The sequence below is a fragment of the Bradyrhizobium sp. JYMT SZCCT0180 genome (genome assembly GCF_018130165.1).
Taxonomy (GTDB): domain Bacteria; phylum Pseudomonadota; class Alphaproteobacteria; order Rhizobiales; family Xanthobacteraceae; genus Bradyrhizobium.
Genome location: NZ_JAFCLZ010000039.1, coordinates 1 through 20,209 on the forward strand (window position 1 = coordinate 1; position 20,209 = coordinate 20,209).

Sequence of the window (20,209 nt, forward strand, 5' to 3'; positions counted from 1 at the left end):
AATGCCGCCTACCAGCATCTGGGCGAGGGCGACACCGAGGTCGTGGTGGCGAACTACACCGTCACCGACGAGAACGGGGACAGCGATAGCGCGACGCTGACGATCACGCTGACCGGCACCAACGACGCCCCGGTGCTGAGCGACACCACCAACCCGACGGCGGTTGCGGAACTGAGCAATGGCTCGGCGCAGGATCTGGCGGCGATCACCGGTAATTTCTCGCTCAGCGATGACGACGTTGGCGACACGCTGACGGCGAGCATTGTGGGCAGCCCGACGGTCCTGCTCAACGGCGGTGCATTCACCTTGCCGGCGGGGGCTGCGGCGCTGACGGCAGGCGGGGCCTTTACGGTCGCCGGGGCGAGCTCGAATGGCGGCGCCGTCAACATCGGCTACAACTACGATCCGGCGGCAGCCAACCTCGACTTCCTGCGCGTAGGCCAGAGCCTGACCATCACCTATGTGGTGCAGGTCAATGACGGCACGACGAACTCAGGCACCCAAGACGTGACGTTCACTATCACCGGGACCAATGATGCGCCGGTGCTGAGCGACACGACCAATCCAGGGGCAGTGGCCGAGCTGGCCAGCGCTTCGGCGCAGGATCTGGCTGCGATCAACGGCACCTTCTCGGTCGCCGACCTCGACGTGGGCGACACGCTGACCGCTTCGGTGGTTGGCAGCCCGACGGTGCTGCTCAATGGCGGCGCATTCTCGCTACCGGCTGGCGCTGCGGCGCTGACTGCTGGCGGTGCCTTCACGCTCACCGGCACGACCTCGACCGGGAGTGCAGTCAACATCGGCTACAGCTACGATCCCGCGGCAGCTAACCTCGACTTCCTGCAAGCAGGTCAACAGCTGACTATCACCTACCAGGTCAGGGTCAATGATGGCACGACGGACTCCGCCATTCAGGACGTCACGTTCACCATCACCGGCACCAACGACGCACCGGTGCTCAATGCGGCGGCAACGCCGGCCGGGACTGCGGTCGCAGAGGATGCGGGTGCGCCGGTGGGTGCCGTTGGCACGCTGGTTTCGCAACTCGTCGATCTAAATTCCCCGGCTGGTGGTCTCGACAATGTCACCGACGTCGACGACACAGTCACCGGCATTGCGGTGATCGCAGCTGACACAGCCAATGGCACGTGGTTCTACTCCATCAACGGTGGCACGAACTGGAACGCGCTCGGCGCAGTTACCGATGACTCGGCTCGGCTTCTCGCTGCGGATGCCAATACACGGCTCTACTTCCAGCCAAATGCCGACTACGACGGCGCAGCCAACATTACGTTCCGGGCCTGGGACCAGGACACCGGGACCAATGGCGCCTTTGCTGACCCGACGCCCGCCGGTGGCTCGACGGCATTCTCAATCGCGACCGATACGGCGATCTTCGATGTCACGCCGGTACACGAAGGCACCGGCGAGACAATTCTCGCCAACAACGACACCATCGAAATTCCTGAGTGGCTGCTGCTGCTGAACGACACAGCCAATGGCGCTGTGGACGCAAGGAATGGACCAGTCGCGGGCTCTTCAGGTGCGACCTCTGTCACTCACACCGATGGCGGGCAGGGCACCGGCTTCATCACCTTCAACGATGATGCGACAGCCGACGGTTCGTTCAGCTACCAAACGATCGATGGTGTGGGCAACGCGAGCAGCCCCGCGGTTACGGCAACGATCGATCGCCCGAATGCGACGGAAAACCCTGCCATCACCGGCACGGCAGGCAACGATGTGATCTTTGGCTATACCGGCACAGACGCGCTGAATGGCGGCGCTGGGAATGACACCTATGCCTTCCGCGGCTCGGGGGATGGCAGCGACACGATTACTGAAACGTCCGGGACGGATGCGATCTTAATCGGCACCAATGGCGCAACGTTCACGACCCTGAACTTTTCCGATACAAGCAATGGTACCGGGAATGGAAATCTGGTCATCGCCTATGGGGCAACAGATACGATTACCGTTTCTGGTCACTTTGATACAGCAGCCGGCAACACCGTGGAAACGCTCACCTTCGTCGGTGGAGCGACCTTCGCGGGCTATAGCCTGGGCTCGTCTCCCTACACGCTCAGCACGGATGACGACGGCGCTCCCAGTGCTGCCGCCGGCGTCAACACAATCATGGCGGACGACGGCGGCACCAACCCGATTAGCGGCAACAGCGGAAAAGATCTTCTGTTTGGCAATGACGGCAGCGACACCATCAACGGTGCAGGCGGAAACGATCTCATCGTCGGCGGTGACGACAATGATCAATTGCGCGGCGGTGCGGGTGACGACACTTACGTCTTCGACCTGGCTGATGACGGCGATACGCTCAATGAAAATGGCGACGCGGGCTCAACGGGGGCAGGCACCGACACCATCGCGTTCAATGCCGCCGGGGCAACTTTGACGACCCTGAGCTTCAGCGACACGAGCACCACCAGCAATGCGGGCAATCTCAGCATTGCGGTGGCCAGCACCACCGTTACGGTGACGAGCCAGTTCAACAATGCTGCTACCAACCAGGTCGAATTCCTGACCTTCTCTGGCGGCGCGACGTTCGGCGGTTATGCGCTCAGCTCCTCGCCCTACACGCTCCTCCTGACAGATGCGGACTCCGCGTCTGCCCAATCGGCGGCTGGCGTCAACACGATCCTCGTGTCTGATGGCGACGGTTCGACGCACACCGGCAATACTGGGAATGACCTGCTGTTTGGCGGTGCAGGCGCGGACACCCTCGACGGCGGCGGCGGCAACGATCTGCTGGTCGGCGCGGGCGGTGTGGACACCCTAACGGGAGGCACCGGCAGCGACACATTCGTCCTCACGAACACTAGCGGCTCAGACGTGATCAATGACTTCGTCACCGCCGATGATACGTTGTACTTGAGCGGATTTAGCTATGCGGGCAGCGGCAACGGCTTCAACTCAATCGTCACGGTTACGACGGCCGGGTTAGGTGGAGCCGGAACGAGTATTGCCGGAGCCGACCTAGTCAGATTTAATCTCACTAATACGAACGACGTAGACACGGCGGGCGAAATCGACACTCGCTTGGACGCCCAGAATGGCACCTTCAACGGTGGTGTGTTTGTCCTGGCCTACACAGACGTCGCTGGCACCGATCAGGTCGCCTTGTATTACGACGCCGATGCCAATGACACTGGGGGTGGAGCTGGGGCAACGCTCGTTGCAAGATTCAGCAACTACACAAGCGTGACCGCTGTTGGTGCTCCCAACATAGTCGCCGACTATGTGGTGGCGCCTGCCGGTGTGGCCGGCTCACCGATAAACCTGGCACTCGAATATCCTGCTGACGCTGCCGGGGAAGTGACCGTTACGATCTGTGGCGTGCCTGCCGGTTGGATGGTGAGCCAGGGCACGGACAACGGAAATGGCACCTGGACGGTCCGGACCAGTGACGTGTCCACGCTCACCGTTACCACGCCCGCGGAGTTCGCAGGCGCCATGGCACTCAGCGTCACAATGACCTGGACCAACGCCGATGGCACGGACGGCTTCTCGGTGCTCACCGACAACGTCGAAGCCTTTGCCCCCGGCAATCCGATCTTCGCCATCTCCAGCGACGACAACCTGACCGGCTCCAGCGGCCAAGACCTGTTCGTGTTCTCCCAGCCGATCGGCCATGATGTGATCTATAGCTTCGACGCTGCCTCCGATCAGATCGATCTGATTGGCTATGCCGACTTCACTGGCTTCGGCGACATCCAGGCGCATACGGCAAACGACGCGGCCGGCAACGCGGTGATCACGCTCGCTGACGGTCAAACGATCACGCTGAATGGGATCGATGCCGCTTCGCTCACCGCTGATGACTTCGTCTTCGACCAGACACCGGTCACGGAGAACATCGGCCACATGGTGATCAGCAATGGCGCGATTCTGCCGCTGAGCGGCATCATCGAAAACACCGGCACGATCGAATTGAACTCGACGGGTGCCGAAACCGACCTTCAGCTTATCCAGTATGGCATCACGCTAGAAGGCGCCGGGCAGGTCATCCTGTCTGATAGCTCCGAAAACGTAATCACCGGAACGGTCTCGGACGTCACGCTGACGAACGTGGACAACACGATCTCCGGCGCAGGCCACCTTGGTGACGGAATGATGATCCTGGTCAACCAAGGCACGATCATCGCCACCGGCACCAATTCACTCGAAATCGATACCGGTGCAAACACAGTTCTTAACTCCGGAACACTCGAAGCGACCGGCAGCGGCGGGCTGGTGATCGACAGCAACCTCGATAACTCCGGATTGCTGTGGGCGAATGGAGCAGACATCACGCTCAACGGCAGCGTAACTGGCGGCACTGCATTGATCGATGGTGTAGCCACGATCGAGTTCGAAGCAGCCTCATCTGTAAACGTAACGTTTGATGCCGAAGCGACTGGAACGCTCAGGCTCGGCGACTCCTTCGACTTCAGCGGAATTGTCTCGGGATTTAACGAGGATGATCAGCTCCATCTGCTCGATGTCACGTTTGGAGAAGGCACCAACGTAAGTTACGTTGAGAATTCGGAGGAGACCGGCGGAACCCTAACGGTGAGCGACGGCGTTCACACCGCCAACATCTCGTTGCTCGGCGACTACTCTGCGGACGGCTTCACATTTGCGGCAGACGCCACGACGGGTACACTTCTGTCATACCGTGATGATCTGATCTAGCAGCGTTCGACAGAAGCATTGCAGTGCGCAACTGACGGGGCGATGCCCGACGATTGGCCCGAGAACGCGAGAAAGAGTATGATCAGGATAGGGGCAGGCCTGGCCCGGAGCGTTCATGAATGGCGATCAGGATCAGCGAGGTAAAGTCATCCAGGCTCTCGGACGACCGGAAGGAGGTCATCGTCGGTGGAAGCGGGAAGTATATTGGCGACGTGGAGCTCAAGATTGCGCGCGAGTGTGTCGACGATTTTATCGATGCGCTGGTCAGCGCGCGAAGCACGCTTGGGTCGACCCTTGCAGTGGCTGTTCCCGGTGCGGGCTCCGCCATGGTACCCAAGCGAAATGCTCGCTCGGGGGGCAACCAGAATGAAGTCAGGTTTGAAGTCCCGAAGACCTTCGCCGTGACGGCGGACACCGAGGGCAGGGGCCTGGTCCTACTTATTCTCAATCACCGGCTGGAAAACCAGGAAGGGTATGCGCTGAGCCCGGATGCTGCAAAGCAAGTGGCTGAGGGGCTGACCAAGAGCGCGGACGCGCTGCTCGCCGATCGCGACAGCCAATAAGGCCGCGCCCGGCAACCTCTTTACTGGACGCCAGCGTCGGAGGCGCCAGGAACTGGTCGGCAGAGCTCTCGTAGGTGCTGTCCACCGGTAGCGCTGGCGGCTTTTCAAGAAAGCAGGAGAGAGAAAGACCCCCGAACGCCGTTGCCGGCAACGCAATTAGCGTCGGCGCAGCGGACGGTCGTAGGCGACGATCGCCACGTCAGGAAAGGCGCTCTCGATCTCAAGGATCTCATCAAGAGCGGCAGGATCCAGACGCGCTGCGACGATCCGATTGCAAAGACCCCGACCCACTTCCGCTTCGTGCCGGGCGCGATAGGCCATCAGATAGACGCCAAGCCGATCTCCGGCCTGCGCCAGTTGGCGACCCTCATCTGCGCTTGGCACGTACCATTCCGACGTATCGATTTCGGCGAGTTCGCAAGCCTCGAATTGGTCGAGAATCGGTAATCGCCCGCCGCGCGTATCCGGCCAGACTCCGGTCACTTCACGGGTCTCCTGCGGTTTTTGCGTTGACATCAAACTGTGATGCATTGGACCATGGCGCAAGCGTTCATCCCACTCGGTCACTCAAAATAATAAGAAGTTGAAAATGATGATCCTTTATTCCGGACCGCTCAGCATGTTTGGCGCCAAGGTCCAGATCGCCCTGATCGAGAAGGCAATCGATTTCCAGCTCGTCATGGTGTCATACGATCGCGACCGCGGCTACGAACCGAAACATCCCGAGGTGCTGCGGGTCAATCCGAAGCGGCAGGTGCCGGTGCTGATCGACGGTGACGTGGAGATTTTCGATTCGACACAAATATTCGAGTACCTGGAGGACGTGCAACCGGCGCCGCCGCTGTGGCCCCGCAAGCCGGCAGCGCGGGCCGCCGCACGCCTGCTCGAGATGAAGTCCGATGAAATCTACTTCCCGCACGTCGTTAAGTTGATGGGACTGCAGGACACGCCCGACGACCCGGCCGCAGTCGCAGCACGTGAACGTGCGTCACGCTATTACCTGGAGATGGATGCGCTTCTGGCTGATCGCGAATGGCTCGCCGGCGATTACAGCTTCGCTGACATTGCCTTCTACATGGCTGCCTTGTTCGGCGAACGCATGGGAGCGGTGCTGGGGCAGGAGACACCGAGGTTGCTTGCGTGGCGCGAGCGCATGACCTCGCGGCCCGCGGTGATGCCGGTTGTCACCGCGCTGGCGCGTTATCTGTCGAGTGAGGGGCGACCGGTGCCGGGGTGGCTCGGTGCAGCCGTGAGATAGCCGAGCGCCGTTCACCCCAGGCGCCAACGCGCATCATGAGCCGCGACACGGTCCAGGCGGGTTATCGATAAGCTACATCCATTCCGCCCCTTCCTGCGGCCTGGATTGAGCGGTATCAAGGAGCCGCTCGGGCGGTAAGCTGTTGCCCCCGACGCCAGCAGGGGTCGTTACATGGCATTTGAACTTTTCCAACTGACCGGCCAACGGGCGCTCATTACCGGCTCGTCGCAGGGCATCGGCTTCGCGCTGGCGCAGGGCCTTGCCGAACACGGCGCCGAGATCGTCCTCAACGGCCGGGACGCCGGCAAGCTGGAGGCGGCCGGGGCGAAGCTCAAGTCCGCCGGACACAAGGTGTCGCTCGCCGGCTTCGACGTCACGAACGCGCAGGCCGCCAAGGATGGCGTCGGGGCGATCGAGCAGAATACCGGGCCGATCGATATCCTGATCAATAACGCCGGCATGCAGTTCCGCTCGCCGCTGGAGGATTTTCCCGTCGAGAGATGGGAGCAATTGCTCGCCACCAATATTTCGAGCGCGTTCTATGTCGGCCAGGCCGTCGCCCGCCACATGATCCCGCGCGGCCGGGGCAAGATCATTAACATCGCCTCGGTGCAGAGCGAGCTCGCGCGCCCGGGCATTGCGCCCTACACCGCAACCAAGGGGGCGATCAAGAACCTGACCCGCGGCATGTGCACCGACTGGGCCAAATACGGCCTGCAGGTCAACGCGCTCGCGCCGGGTTACTTCAAGACCCCGCTCAACCAGGCGCTGGTGGACAATCCGGAATTCTCGGGCTGGCTCGAAAAGCGAACCCCTGCCGGACGCTGGGGCAATGTCGAGGAGTTGGTCGGCGCCGCCGTGTTCCTGTCCGGCAAGGCGTCGTCCTTTGTCAACGGGCACACGCTCTATGTCGATGGCGGAATCACCACCAGTCTGTAAGGTTGGCGCCGCGGGAGTTCCACCATGAAAGCTGTCGTCATCCATGCCGCCCGCGATCTGCGGGTCGAGGAACGCGAACCCGAGGCCGCCGGCGCGGGACAGGTCGAGATCGCCGTCGAGGCCGGCGGCATCTGCGGCTCGGATCTGCATTATTTCAACCATGGCGGCTTCGGCACGGTGCGGGTGCGCGAGCCGATGATCCTCGGTCACGAAGTGGCCGGGACCATCAAGGCACTTGGGGCGTCGGTATCGGGGCTTGCGATCGGCGACCGCGTCGCCGTGTCGCCGAGCCGGCCCTGCAACGCCTGCGACTATTGCCTGAAGGGCCAGCAGAACCATTGCCTCAACATGCGCTTCTACGGCAGCGCGATGCCGATGCCGCATATCCAGGGTGCGTTTCGCCAGCTCCTCGTCGCGGAAGCCTGGCAATGCCACAAGGTCGCCGACGGCATCTCGATCAACGAGGCGGCTTTTGCGGAACCGTTCGCAGTTGTCCTGCATGCGGTCAACCGCGCCGGATCGCTGCTCGGCAAGCGGGTGCTGGTGACGGGATGCGGCCCGATCGGCGCCCTGGCGATTGTGGCGGCACGTCTGCACGGTGCGCGGGAGATCGTTGCGACCGACGTCATGGCCGCGGTTCTCCAGAAAGCGCTTGGGCTCGGCGCCGACCGGGTGATCAATGTCGCTGACGCCCCCGATCAGCTCGGCGCCTATTCGGCCAACAAGGGCTATTTCGATGTCCAGTTCGAGGCGTCCGGCAACGAACGGGCGGTCCGCTCGGGGCTGGAGGTGCTCAAGCCGCGCGGCATCCTGGTCCAGCTCGGCCTCGGCGGCGACGTTTCGATCCCGCAGAACATGGTGGTGGCCAAGGAGATTGAGATGCGCGGCACCTTCCGCTTCCATGAAGAATTCGGTCTCGCCGTCGACCTCATCAACCAGAAGCGGGTGGATCTGGCGCCGCTGCTGACCGGTGTTTTTGGACTGGAAGAGGCGATACACGCCTTCGAGGTTGCGGGAGATCGCAGCCGATCCATGAAGGTTCAGCTAAGCTTCTGAAGATATCGGACAAAGATAATAGGGGGAGTACAAAATGAAGCTCGTACGTCTGTTGGCTGCGGTGGCTTGCCTGATCCTGTTTCAGGCTTCTGCAATGGCGCAGGAAGTGTCGCTGCGTCTCGTGTCGGCCTTTCCGGAAAACAGCTTTTACGTTTCCCATCTTTTGAAGTGGGTGAAATCGGTAAACGAGCGCGGCAAAGGGGTCCTGCAGATAAACTTCATTGGCGGGCCGCGCGCCATTCCCACATTTGAAGTCGGTAATGCCGTGAAGACGGGGGTCGTCGATATCGCCATGTCGACCGGGGCCTTTTACACCAACGTCATGCCCGAATCCGACATGTTGAAGCTCACTGAAAGGTCTGTCGCCGAACAACGGAAGAACGGGGCCTTCGACTACATCAACAAGGTGTGGAACGAGAAAGCCAACATGCAGTACCTGGCACGGATGGTCGAGAACCAGCCGTTCCATCTCTATCTCAACAAGAAGATCGACAAGGCGGACCTTACCGGCCTCAAGATCCGGATCACGCCGGTTTATCGCGAGTTTTTTCAGGCGCTCAATGCGAATGTCGTCACGACGGCGCCAGGTGAAGTCTATACGGCGCTGGAGCGAGGGGTGGTTGATGGCTATGGCTGGCCGATCGGCGGGTTGTTCGACCTGAACTGGCAGCAGCACACCAAATTTCGCGTCGATCCGGGCTTTTACGATGCGGAGGTTTCCATCATCGTCAATTTGGACAAATGGAAGAGCCTTACCGAGAAGCAGCGCGAACTCCTGAATGGCATGGCGCTGGAGCTGGAGGCAGGCAACGGCTTCTGGAAGCAGTACGCTGTCGATGAGGAAAAGCGACAGGCGGATGCCGGCATCCAGACGATCAAGCTGGATGGCGACAAAGCGAAGGTCTTCGTCGATACTGCTTACAGCGTCGCCTGGGCCGCTGCGATCAAGGCGAGTCCGGCGCATGCTGAAAAGCTGAAAGCATTGTTCGGCAATCGCTGATATTGCGACATCCGCCAGTGTCGAGAGTGTGATCTATGGATGTGCTGGATCGGTCGATTGGCAAACTTTGCCTCGCGTTGGTATCCTTGGCATGTGTGTTGCTGTTTGGGATGATGCTGGCCATTTGCGTTGACGTATTCCTTCGCAACGTGGCCGTGCCCGGGATGCCCCGAGGGTTTGCCTTGGCCAGCGACTTGTCTGAGTCTGCGATCTATCTGATGACCTTGCTGGTGGCGCCATATCTGTTGCGAAGCGGTCGCCATATCCGGATTGATCTCCTGCTCCACATGGTGCCGGCGCGGATCGGCTGGCTGATGGAGTTGCTTGCTGCCTGCGCGATGCTCGTTTGTTGCCTCGCGATTGTCTGGTACGGCTTCATTGTTACCGCGCGCAGTGCGGGCAGCGACGCCATGCTCATCAAGACCGTCGTCTATCCGGAGTGGTGGAGCCTGGCGCCGCTGCCGTGTGTGTTCGTGCTGTTGTCGCTCGAGGCGATCTTCCGGCTGCGAAGCCTTCTCGACGGACCTCGGCAGCCGCGCAACGAGCAGGTGTCGGTGTCATGATGAGTTGGGAAGCGGCCGCCTGGTTGCTGCTAGGCGGATCAACCGTTCTGATGTTCGCCGGACTGCCGGTCGGCTTCGCGTTTCTCCTCATCAATCTGATCGGAGCTTTCCTCTTTATGGCCGGTGAAGCCGGCCTGTCCCAGCTCGTGCGCAGCTCGGTCTCCTCGATCACCACGTTCTCCCTGACGCCGATTCCGCTCTTTGTCCTGATGGGCGAAGTGCTTTTTCACACCGGTTTGGCGGTCAAGGTCATCGACGGCATCGAGAGGGTTATCAAGCACGTCCCGGGCAGACTTGCGGTGGTCGCGGTCGTGGCGGGAACCGTGTTCAGCGCGATTTCGGGTTCGACCATCGCAACGACGGCGATGCTCGGCAGCCTGATGGTGCCGATCATGCTGTCGAGGGGCTATCATCCCACGATGGCAACGGGCCCCATCATGGCGATCGGCGCGGTCGATATGCTGATTCCGCCGAGCGCCCTTGCCGTTCTGTTGGGGAGTCTCTCCGGCATTTCGATCTCCAAGCTCCTCATCGGGGGAGTTATGCCGGGCATCATTCTTTCGGTTCTCTTCGTCGGTTGGATTATCCTGCGCACGTTGTTCAAGCCGGAATTGGCGCCCGATAGCGATTTCAAGGAATACAGCGGATGGGCGAGGTTCAGTCCGCTCGTCCTCTATGTGGTGCCGCTGGTTTCGATCTTCGGGCTTGTCGTCGGTGCGATGGTGGCCGGCTGGGCAACGCCGACGGAGTCTGCTGCGATCGGCGCTTTCGCGACGATCGTCCTCGCGGGAGTCTACCGAGCGTTGACGCCGAAAGTTCTGTGGCAATCCCTGCATGGCACGGTGCTTATTTCCGGGATGATTCTCTTCATCATCATCGGAGCAACGACCTTTTCTCAAATACTGTCGTTTTCCGGCGCCACGAATGGCATCGTCAACATCATCACGCAAAGCGGGCTTTCGGCCAACGCTCTCGTCATCGTCATGTTGTTGATCCTGATCGCGCTCGGCGTCTTCATCGATCAGGTCAGCATGATGCTGATCACGCTTCCCATCTTCATGCCGCTGGTGAACTCACTTGCGATCGACCCGGTGTGGTTTGGGGTGCTGTTCCTGATCTGCATGCAACTGGGAATGCTGCTGCCGCCCCACGGCCTGTTGCTGATGACGATGAAGGGGGTGACGCCGCCTCAAGTATCGATGGGGCATATCTTCCAGGCGGTCGTGCCATACCTCGTCATCAGCATAGCAGTTCTCGCGCTGGTCTATCTCGTGCCTGGAGTGGCGACCTGGATGACGAAGGCGTTGTAACGCATGAGACCTGGCAGGGTACCGGCAAAGGATCGTCCTGGCCGCATCGCCAGGCTCCCTTGGTTTAAGCGAAACGCAACATGACCGATTGGGTATACTCAAGAAGGATTACTGAGTTCCCTCGATTTCGGCGGTGTGATTGTTGAGGACGACAATGGTCCCGCTACGGCTCAGCGCCGGACAGCGGTTTCCAGGAACTCCTGCACCGAGAGCGGCACCTCATCGAATTCAGGAAAGCGCCGGCGCAACTCGTCGGCAATATCCACCGTGACGTCGCGCGACCAGCCCTCGGCTGTATTGAAGGCGACGATCCGCACCGGATGGCTAAACTGGTCTTCCAGGAGACGGCGGATGACAGCCTCGCGGTCGGTGCCTTCCTCGTCTGCCTCGCACCAGGCGCGTCCGAGCCTGCCAAAATCGTTTAGCACGAGATAGATGTCGTGATCGCCGCGATGGGGCACGATGGACGGGGAGCGAGGCATGCGGAGTAACTCCCGCAAAAAAAGGGTATGGAACCTTACCCTGTTGCAATCCTCTGTGTTTGGAAAATTCGAGGTAAATCAAACGGATGATAGATGAGGGGGCGACCCGAGCCTATGCTCACGCCGCTGGGCTTTCAGCGCATCTGGTCCAGCAAGCCTTGGCCTCAGCTCGCAAGCCTCCGAGCTGGGGCTTTTTCCTTCCATGAACAGTGGCGCCGCCCTGAGCGTTTCCAGAGCCTGAGGTGCCAAAACGACTTCGGTTGCTGAAGTCCCGGTGACGACAACCACGCATCGCGATGAGCGGTAGTGTCGGCTGCCTGATCTTTTTCGATGGCCTTCGCAGCAGAGGCCGGCATCGTCGCAGCCTGGGCTCCAGCCGTGCCGGCTCGGCTTCGATGTTTCTCGCGATCATCGCCATCGCAAGGCGCCTAGCACTGCAAACGACGCAGAGCAGTGCTTCCATTTTATGAGGGAAGATCCTGTCCTTGTGCCTTTCGCGTAACACTCGCCAGGAAAGAAGTCTGAGGACACTTGTGCGGGGTGTCCGTTGCTCGATCGTTACCTAAATCTGCGACCTAAGATTCGAACGGTTGCGGAGCAAGGCCTGGCGAGGGCCACTCCGAAAGAGCAGGCAAGCAGAGCATGAAGATATTCAACAGCACGGTTCTTGGCACGGCAGCATGTCTTGTCGCCTTCAGCGGAGCCCAGGCGGCGGATCTTCCAGTCAAGGCCAAGGCGGTCGAATATGTCAGGATCTGCTCGCTTTATGGAAACGGCTTCTACTTCATCCCAGGTACCGACACCTGTATCAAGCTCGGCGGTTACATGCGCGCCGATGTCACCTTCAACGGCGGCGGCATTCAGGGCACCCCGGCCTGGAGTGGCCTGGCGGGTCAAAAAAGCCGGCTGAGCAACTATTATTTCGCTCGCGCCCGCGAAAACCTCAACGTCGACACCCGCACCGCGACCGAATACGGCGTGGTCCGTACCTACTTCGATGTGAATTTTTCCTGGACCACAGGTACCTATGCCGCTGCCGCCGCTGGTGGCGTCGGTGGCACCACGTACTCTGCGTCGCCGCTTAACCAAGCCGACGGCGCTACCTCAGGCGGCGGGTTCGGCGTCAACTTCGCGTTCATCCAGTTCGCCGGCTTCACGATCGGCAGGGCGGTATCGATGTTCGACGCACCCTTCGCCGGCTATCCCGCCAACATCACTGACGCGCTCCTCGGCGGCCACTCCGATCAAACCGGCGTGAACCAGTTTTCCTATACGGCCGATTTCGGTCAGGGCATTAGCGGTACAGTCTCGCTGCAGGATCAGGTCACCTACTACCAGACCAATTTGTGGAACGCGTCGGGCCTCACTGCGGCCGGCTTCGCGGCCGGCGCCTATGGCGTCAATAATTTCGGCGGCACGCGGTCTCCCGACATCGTCGGCATGCTTCGCGTCGATCAGGCCTGGGGCATGTTCCAGGCCTCGGTAGCCGCGCACGACATCAACGCGGGCTACTACGGCCCGGCGGAAACCTCAGGCCATCCCAGCAACAAGTGGGGCTGGGCCGGTCAGTTGGCCATGACGATCAAGAACCTGCCGACCGGCAAGGGCGACGACATCGATATTTCATTCGGCTATTCGGACGGTGCCAGCCGTTACGTCTGGCAGAGTCTGGTCGCACCCACCGTCGCGATGTATGGCAGCAGCGGCCTGGCTGGCGCTTACCAAGGCCTGAGTATTGGGGGTGTGTCTGACGGCATTTTCACGACCGGCAATGGGATCGAGACGACCAAACTGTGGGGCTTTCGTACTGGTTACACGCACAACTGGAACAGCCAGTGGAATTCAGCGCTGTTCGGCTCCTACACGTCGGTCAGCTACAATGCCACGGCAAGAGGTTATATCTGCGCCACCGTCGCCACCTTCCTGACACCCGGCTCGACCTGCAATCCGAACTTCAACGTCGCGCAGATCGGCACCAACACGCGCTGGTCCCCGGTGAAAAACCTCACCTTCACGGGTGAGCTGATGTACACGCATGTGGATCAGCAATATTCCGGCCTCGCCGCCTTGCCGGCCGTCAGTGTCAAGCCGGCAGCCCTGTACGAACTCAAGGACCAGGGCACATTGTCACTCGCCTTCCGCGCCCAGCGTAACTGGTAGGACGGGCCTATGCTTGCGGCGGGTTGCTCATCTCGCTGAGCGCCTGCCGCACGGCTTCCACCAGGTCCAGGGCCACCGGCGAGGGACTGCGCTGCGGCGGGAACACCGCGGCGAATTCGAAATCGATCCGCGGCAGGAAAGGCCGGGCCACGACGCCCCGGTTCTCGAACTCCTGCGCCGTGAACGGGTCGCAGATCGCGACGCCAAGTCCGGATGACACCAGCCCGCACATGATTTCCGAGAGGCTGGTCTCGACCCGGAGAACCCGGCGGACATCGTCGCGATTGAAAGCCTGGTCGATCAGATGCCGGCCGGTCGATCCCGACGTCAGGGACACGAAGGTCTCGCCTTCGAAATCGCGCGGCTGCAGCGTGGCCTTGGCTGCGAGCCGGTGTCCGGTTGGCAGAACGGCGACGCGGGCCGGCGCCGGCAACCGTACGCTCGACAATCCCGCATGGGCGATCGGCACTTCGGCGAAGCCGATGTCACATTGGTTGTTCAACACCCAGTCGACCACAATCGGTGAGATCACGCCGAAGAACGACAGATTGAGGTTCGGCCGCTCCATCAGGAAGCGCCCGGACAGCCTCGGCAGATAGCCGTTGGACAGCGCCGGCAGGGCCGCGATCCGCAGCGTGCCGGTCCGGCGGCTGCGGATTTCTTCGGCTGCCGCCGTGATCCGCTCGAGACCGACAAAGGACCGTTCGACCTCCATGTAGAGCGCCGTCGCGGCAGCCCTCGGCACCAGTCCGGTGCCGCGCTTGTCGAACAGCTCCATTTTCAGCAGCGCCTGGAAGTCGCGCAGCAACCGGCTGACGGCCGGCTGCGTCACAGCCATCAGCTTTGCCGCTTCCGTCACGCTGCCCGTCAGCATCATCGCGCGGAAGGCTTCGACCTGCCGCGAATTGATCCGCGCCATCTTCTCTCCATCCATAATATTCCGGCATGAAGAGGGTGCCATTATTAATTGGACGACGAAAGCGTGGATTGCGATCTTTTTCATCAAGGTTGGAGGTAGCTGATTTTTTGGGCGACGTCGGTCGGGAGCGGACCGGTGAAGGCCAAATCTGCGCGCGGGTCCGACATAGCATCGTACCGCGGTACCGACAGGCGGTCAGAAGAGGATGCGCTCCGGGTGTCACCCAGCAAACGGATATGGAGATCGATCGATATGAAGCATCTCGCCCTTATCGGAGCCGTCAGCATTGCCGCGATCGCCTTAGCCCCGTCGGCGGGTTTGGCGCAGCAGAAGACGCTCTATGTCGCCGGTTACGGCGGCTCGTTTGAGAAGACGATCCGCGACGAGGTCATCCCGGCGTTCGAAAAGGCGAACGGCGTCAAGGTCGAATATGTCGCCGGCAACTCGACAGACACGCTCGCCAAGCTGCAAGCGCAGAAGGGTAACCAGCAGATCGACGTGGCGATCGTCGATGACGGTCCGATGTACCAGGCCATCCAGCTCGGCTTCTGCGGCAAGCTCGAAGGGCTTCCTGCCGATATCTACGACGCCGCACGCTTCAAGGACGACCGCGCGGTTGGCATTGGTCTGGTCGCAACCGGCCTGATGTACAATACCAAAATCTTCGCGGAGAAGGGCTGGGCGCCGCCGACCTCCTGGAACGATCTGAAGGATCCAAAGTACCAGAAGCAGCTGGTCATTCCGCCGATCAACAATACCTACGGCCTGCACACCTTGCTGATGCTCGCCCGGATGAATGGTGGCAGCGAGGCCAATGTCGACGCCGGCTTCAAGATCATCAAGGCTGACGTCAATCCCAACGTGCTGGCCTATGAGCCTTCGCCGGGCAAGATGACCGAGCTGTTCCAGTCCGGCCAGGCCGTGTTGGCCGTGTGGGGCACGGCCCGGGTCCAGAGCTTCGCCAACACCGGCTTCCCTGTCGACTTCGTCTATCCGAAGGAAGGTGCGGCCACGTTGCTGACGACCGCCTGTCCGATCACCAAGCCGAACGCATCGCCGCTTGCATCGGCATTCGTCAAGACGCTGCTCGAGCCGAAAATACAGCTCGTGCTGCTGAAGGACTACGGCTACGGCCCGGTATTGAAATCGGTCGTGGTCCCGCCGGAACTCGGCAAGATGGCGCCGATCGGCGAGCGCGCCGCGAAACTCTATACGCCCGACTGGACCGTCATCAACGACAAGCGCGAGGAATGGACCAAGCGCTGGAATCGCGAGGTCGAGCGCTGAGTTAAGACTCGGCGGCGGACACGATTTCGGCGATGGTCCGGCGCGACGCCGCAGGCCCATCGTCGCGCTTTGCCACAGCAGCACCCGGAAGCATCCATGTCCTTTCTTGAGCTCGAGCGTGTCGCAAAACAGTTCGGCACGCAGACTGTGGTCGATGACTTCAGTCTGACCGTCGGCAAGGGCGAGTTCGTCTCCTTCCTCGGTCCGTCGGGCTGCGGCAAGACCACGACGCTGCAGATGATCGCGGGTTTCCTCGATCCCTCGCGCGGAGCGATCCGGCTCGAGGGACACGACCTGACCGTGGTGCAGCCGGCCAAACGGGGGCTCGGCATCGTATTCCAGAGCTATGCACTGTTCCCGCATATGACGGCGGCCGAGAACGTCGCCTTTGGCCTCGAGATGCGGCGCGTGCCGCGGTCCGAGTGCCGCGAGCGCGTTCGCGCCACGCTGGCGATGGTCGGGCTCGCCGGCTACGAAGAGCGTTACCCGCGGCGGATGTCCGGCGGTCAGCAGCAACGCGTCGCGCTTGCCCGCGCGCTCGTGATCCGGCCGAGCGTGCTGTTGCTCGACGAGCCGCTGTCGAACCTCGACGCCAAGCTGCGCGAGGAGATGCAGATCGAGCTGCGCCAGATCCAGCGAAATCTCGGCACCACCACGATCCTCGTCACCCACGACCAGAACGAGGCGATGTCGCTGTCCGACCGGATTGTGGTGATGAGCCAGGGCCGCATCGAGCAGATCGGAACGCCGCAGGAGACCTACGAGCGGCCGGCGTCCGCCTTCGTGTCCCAGTTCCTCGGCAAGACCAATGACTTCGCGGCGACCATCGACCGGACCGCCACGCCGGGGCGGCTGATCGCGGGTTCCTGGAGCGCGCCGGCACCGGCTGGCCTTGCAGGTCCGGTGACGATCAGCATCCGCCCCGAGCGGATCGGCTTCTGTGACGCCGGGCTCGCGGCGAAGATCGTCACCCGCATCTTCCAGGGCAATCACTGGCTGTTCCAGTGCGAGAGCGAATGTGGCGCGGTGATCGTGATCCGCCAGAACGACGGCCAGCCGCAGCCCGCGGAGGGCGAGGCCGTTCGGCTCGCCTGGCGGCCGGAAGACATGAGCCTGCGCCGCGCCGGAGATGCCGCATGAGCGCGGCACCTGCGACGGACGGACGCGATGCGCGCACGGCGTGGCTCCTGACCGCGCCCGCGCTGATGCTGTTCGTCGGCGTTCTGGTGATTCCGCTCGCCATGACGGTGATGCTCTCGTTCCACGACTGGGGCCAGTACAAGGGCATCGAGCCGGTCTTCATCCTGAAGAACTGGCACGAGGTCGCGACCGATCCGTATTTTGCCGAGATGTTCTGGCGGACGTTCCGCATCGCGCTGCTGACGACGCTGATCACCGCCGTGCTCGGTGCGCCGGAGGCCTACATCCTCAACCGGATGAGCGGACGCTGGAAGAGCTTCTTCCTGCTGGTGATCCTTGGCCCGTTGCTGATCTCCGTGGTGGCGCGCACGCTCGGCTGGGCGCTGCTGTTCGGCGGCAATAACGGCCTCGTCAACAAGCTGCTGATGTCGCTCGGGCTGATCGGCTCGCCGCTGCCTTTCATGTTCACCGAGACCGGCGTCGTCATCGCACTCGCGCATGTGATGATGCCGTTCATGGTGCTGTCGGTCTGGGCCGCGCTGCAGCGCGTCGACCCGCAGATCGAGAACGCCGCGCTGTCGCTCGGCGCCGGCCCGTTCACGATCATCCGCCGCATCGTGTTGCCGCAGATCATGCCGGGCGTGTTGTCGGGCGCGATCATCGTGTTCTCGCTTTCCGCCAGCGCTTTCGCGACGCCCGCCATCATCGGTGGCCGCCGGCTCAAGGTTGCGGCGACGCTCGCCTATGACGAGTTCCTCAACACGCTGAACTGGCCGCTCGGTGCGGCGGTGGCGGTGCTGCTGCTGGTGGCGCTGGTGCTGATCGTCGTCGGCAGCAACGCGCTGATCGAGCGGCGCTATGCCGAGGTGTTCCGATGAGGACCAACGGCCCGCTCGCGCTGATCTTCCATACCATCTTCGTCGTCATCATGCTGGCGCCGATCCTGGTGGTCTGTCTCGTCGCCTTCACTCCCGAGGGCTATCTGTCGCTGCCGACCACCAGTTTCTCGCTGCGCTGGTTCAGGACGATCGCGAACTATCCCGAGTTCGTCCATGCGTTCTGGGTCAGCCTCGGGCTGGGCGCGCTATCCTCGCTGGTGGCGGTGCTGTTCGCGGTGCCGGCGGCGCTTGCCATCGCCCGTTACAGTTTTCGCGGCCGCGACACCCTCGCCGCGTTGTTCCTGTCGCCGCTGATGATCCCGCATGTCGTGCTCGGCATCGCCTTCCTGCGCTTCTTCACGGCGATCGGCATTGGCGGCAGTTTTGCAGGACTGCTGGTCGCGCATGTGGTGGTGGTGTTTCCGTTTGCATTGCGGCTGACGCTGGCCGCGGCGACCGGCATGGACCGTTCGATCGAGATGGCCGCGGTCTCGCTCGGCGCCGGCGACTGGACGCTGTTCCGCCGCGTGACGCTGCCGCTGATCCTGCCGGGCGTCATCAGCGGCTGGGCGCTGGCCTTTATTCAATCCTTTGACGATCTGACCATGACCGTCTTCCTGGCGACACCAGGCACCGAGACGCTGCCGGTTCGCATGTTCCTCTACATCCAGGACAACATCGATCCGCTGGTGACGTCAGTCTCGGCCAGCGTGATCGCGATCACCATGACCGCCCTGATCCTGCTCGACCGCTTCTACGGGCTCGACCGCGTGCTGGCCGGCAAGAACGACCCGGGGCGCTAGGAGAAGCCATATGTCAAAGGATTATGACGTCGCGGTCGTGGGCGGCGGATTGCTCGGCTCCGCTATCGCCTGGGGTCTTGGCCGGCTCGGAAAGAAGGTCGTTGTTCTCGACGAGGGCGACATCGCCAAGCGCGCCTCGCGGGCAAATTTCGCGTTGGTCTGGGTGCAGAGCAAGGGCCTCGGCATGCCGGCCTACACCGGCTGGACCATGCGGGCGTCCGAGACCTGGGGCAGGCTCGCCGCCGACTTGAAGGACCAGACCGGGCTCGACGTCGCCCTGCAGCAGAATGGCGGTTTCCACCTGACGCTTGGCGAGAACGAGTTTGCGCAGCGCGCACAGCTTGTCACGCGCATGCACAACCAGGTCGGCGCGGCTGATTACCGGATGGAGATGCTGTCGGCCTCCGAGGTCAAGAAGATGCTGCCGCTGATCGGGCCGGAGGTCTCCGGTGGCAGCTTCTGTCCCTGGGACGGGCACGTCAATTCGCTGCGCACTTTCCGCGCCTTCCACACCGGGCTGAAATTGTTCGGCATCGAATACTTTCCCGAGCGGCCGGTCTCGGCAATCGCGCGGCGCGGCGGCGAATTCCACCTCTCGACATCGCAGGGCGAGATCCGTGCCGGCAAGGTCGTGCTCTCCGCCGGCAACGCCAACCAGTCGCTGGCGCCGATGGTCGGCCTGTCGGCGCCAATGGGTCCGACCCGCGGTCAGATCGTGGTGACCGAGCGTACCATGCCGTTCCTGCCGCATCCCCTGACCACCATTCGCCAGACCGACGAGGGCACGGTGATGATCGGCGACAGCAAGGAAGATCAGCTCGACGATCGCACGCTGAACCATGCGGTCAGCGCTGTGATGGCGGATCGGGCGCAGCGCACGTTTCCGCATCTGGCGCGCCTCAACGTCGTGCGCACCTGGTCCGGCATCCGCGTGATGCCGCAGGATGGTTTCCCGATTTACGATCAGTCGGAGAGCGCGCCGGGCGCGTTCGTCACCTGCTGTCATTCCGGCGTGACGCTGGCTTCCAACCACGCCTTCGAGATCGCGCGTATGGTGGCGGCGGGCGCGCTCGAACCGGAACTGGTCGGCGCGTTCTCGGCCCGCCGCTTCGACGCCAACCATGCTGCGACCGGCAGCGGCTATTACTGACATCGACACGAC

The 20,209-nt window shown here is 62.0% G+C and carries 17 protein-coding genes; 14 read left to right on the plus strand and 3 right to left on the minus strand.

Features of this window, described 5'->3' with window-relative positions; all coding sequences use genetic code 11:
- The first annotated feature begins 45 nt into the window (after positions 1 to 45).
- Positions 46 to 4,689, plus strand: a complete 4,644-nt coding sequence (locus tag JQ641_RS36330) for a beta strand repeat-containing protein (RefSeq protein WP_212001903.1) — start codon at positions 46 to 48, stop codon at positions 4,687 to 4,689.
- 119 nt (positions 4,690 to 4,808) lie between these two features.
- Positions 4,809 to 5,252: a hypothetical protein gene (locus JQ641_RS36335; RefSeq protein WP_212001905.1), complete on the plus strand. Its 444-nt coding sequence runs from the start codon at positions 4,809 to 4,811 to the stop codon at positions 5,250 to 5,252.
- A gap of 156 nt (positions 5,253 to 5,408) precedes the next feature.
- Here JQ641_RS36335 and JQ641_RS36340 read toward each other — a convergent pair whose 3' ends face one another.
- Positions 5,409 to 5,768, minus strand: a complete 360-nt coding sequence (locus JQ641_RS36340) for a hypothetical protein (RefSeq protein WP_212001907.1) — start codon at positions 5,766 to 5,768, stop codon at positions 5,409 to 5,411.
- A 76-nt stretch (positions 5,769 to 5,844) separates the two neighbouring features.
- Here JQ641_RS36340 and JQ641_RS36345 point away from each other — a divergent pair, with 76 nt between their 5' ends.
- From JQ641_RS36345 to JQ641_RS36370, 6 genes are all read left to right on the plus strand, one after another.
- Positions 5,845 to 6,510 carry a glutathione S-transferase family protein gene (locus tag JQ641_RS36345; RefSeq protein ID WP_283815264.1) on the plus strand — a complete coding sequence of 222 codons (666 nt, stop codon included), beginning with the start codon at positions 5,845 to 5,847 and terminating at the stop codon, positions 6,508 to 6,510.
- Positions 6,511 to 6,681: 171 nt separating this feature from the next.
- The gene (locus JQ641_RS36350) at positions 6,682 to 7,449 is read left to right on the plus strand and encodes an SDR family oxidoreductase (protein ID WP_212001910.1); all 768 of its coding nucleotides are present in this window, start codon (positions 6,682 to 6,684) and stop codon (positions 7,447 to 7,449) included.
- A 24-nt stretch (positions 7,450 to 7,473) separates the two neighbouring features.
- The gene (locus JQ641_RS36355) at positions 7,474 to 8,505 is read left to right on the plus strand and encodes an L-idonate 5-dehydrogenase (RefSeq protein WP_212001913.1); all 1,032 of its coding nucleotides are present in this window, start codon (positions 7,474 to 7,476) and stop codon (positions 8,503 to 8,505) included.
- A 94-nt stretch (positions 8,506 to 8,599) separates the two neighbouring features.
- Positions 8,600 to 9,505: a TRAP transporter substrate-binding protein DctP gene (gene dctP, locus JQ641_RS36360; protein WP_212001917.1), complete on the plus strand. Its 906-nt coding sequence runs from the start codon at positions 8,600 to 8,602 to the stop codon at positions 9,503 to 9,505.
- 35 nt (positions 9,506 to 9,540) lie between these two features.
- Positions 9,541 to 10,068, plus strand: a complete 528-nt coding sequence (locus tag JQ641_RS36365; RefSeq protein ID WP_212001920.1) for a TRAP transporter small permease — start codon at positions 9,541 to 9,543, stop codon at positions 10,066 to 10,068.
- A 50-nt stretch (positions 10,069 to 10,118) separates the two neighbouring features.
- Positions 10,119 to 11,378, plus strand: coding sequence for a TRAP transporter large permease (locus tag JQ641_RS36370; RefSeq protein WP_249151143.1), 1,260 nt, complete (start codon positions 10,119 to 10,121; stop codon positions 11,376 to 11,378).
- Between the two features lie 170 nt (positions 11,379 to 11,548).
- On the opposite strand, the gene JQ641_RS36375 is transcribed toward JQ641_RS36370, so the two are convergent.
- On the minus strand, positions 11,549 to 11,860 hold the full coding sequence (locus JQ641_RS36375) for a hypothetical protein (protein ID WP_212001922.1): 312 nt from the start codon (positions 11,858 to 11,860) through the stop codon (positions 11,549 to 11,551).
- Between the two features lie 642 nt (positions 11,861 to 12,502).
- On the opposite strand from JQ641_RS36375, the gene JQ641_RS36380 reads away from it, so the two are divergent.
- A complete protein-coding gene (locus tag JQ641_RS36380) occupies positions 12,503 to 14,020 on the plus strand; it encodes a porin (RefSeq protein WP_212001924.1) in 1,518 nt (505 codons plus the stop codon).
- A 7-nt stretch (positions 14,021 to 14,027) separates the two neighbouring features.
- On the opposite strand, the gene JQ641_RS36385 is transcribed toward JQ641_RS36380, so the two are convergent.
- Positions 14,028 to 14,939, minus strand: a complete 912-nt coding sequence (locus JQ641_RS36385; protein ID WP_212001927.1) for a LysR substrate-binding domain-containing protein — start codon at positions 14,937 to 14,939, stop codon at positions 14,028 to 14,030.
- A gap of 252 nt (positions 14,940 to 15,191) precedes the next feature.
- On the opposite strand from JQ641_RS36385, the gene JQ641_RS36390 reads away from it, so the two are divergent.
- The 5 genes from JQ641_RS36390 to JQ641_RS36410 all read left to right on the plus strand — a co-directional run bounded on the left by JQ641_RS36390 (position 15,192) and on the right by JQ641_RS36410 (position 20,197).
- A complete protein-coding gene (locus tag JQ641_RS36390) occupies positions 15,192 to 16,226 on the plus strand; it encodes an ABC transporter substrate-binding protein (RefSeq protein ID WP_212001929.1) in 1,035 nt (344 codons plus the stop codon).
- Positions 16,227 to 16,322: 96 nt separating this feature from the next.
- A complete protein-coding gene (locus JQ641_RS36395; protein ID WP_212001931.1) occupies positions 16,323 to 17,366 on the plus strand; it encodes an ABC transporter ATP-binding protein in 1,044 nt (347 codons plus the stop codon).
- Positions 17,363 to 18,244, plus strand: coding sequence for an ABC transporter permease (locus JQ641_RS36400; RefSeq protein WP_212001933.1), 882 nt, complete (start codon positions 17,363 to 17,365; stop codon positions 18,242 to 18,244). The genes JQ641_RS36395 and JQ641_RS36400 overlap by 4 nt, the downstream gene beginning before the upstream one ends.
- Positions 18,241 to 19,047, plus strand: a complete 807-nt coding sequence (locus JQ641_RS36405; protein WP_212001937.1) for an ABC transporter permease — start codon at positions 18,241 to 18,243, stop codon at positions 19,045 to 19,047. The genes JQ641_RS36400 and JQ641_RS36405 overlap by 4 nt, the downstream gene beginning before the upstream one ends.
- A 10-nt stretch (positions 19,048 to 19,057) precedes the next feature.
- On the plus strand, positions 19,058 to 20,197 hold the full coding sequence (locus JQ641_RS36410) for an NAD(P)/FAD-dependent oxidoreductase (RefSeq protein WP_212001939.1): 1,140 nt from the start codon (positions 19,058 to 19,060) through the stop codon (positions 20,195 to 20,197).
- Positions 20,198 to 20,209 lie beyond the last annotated feature (12 nt).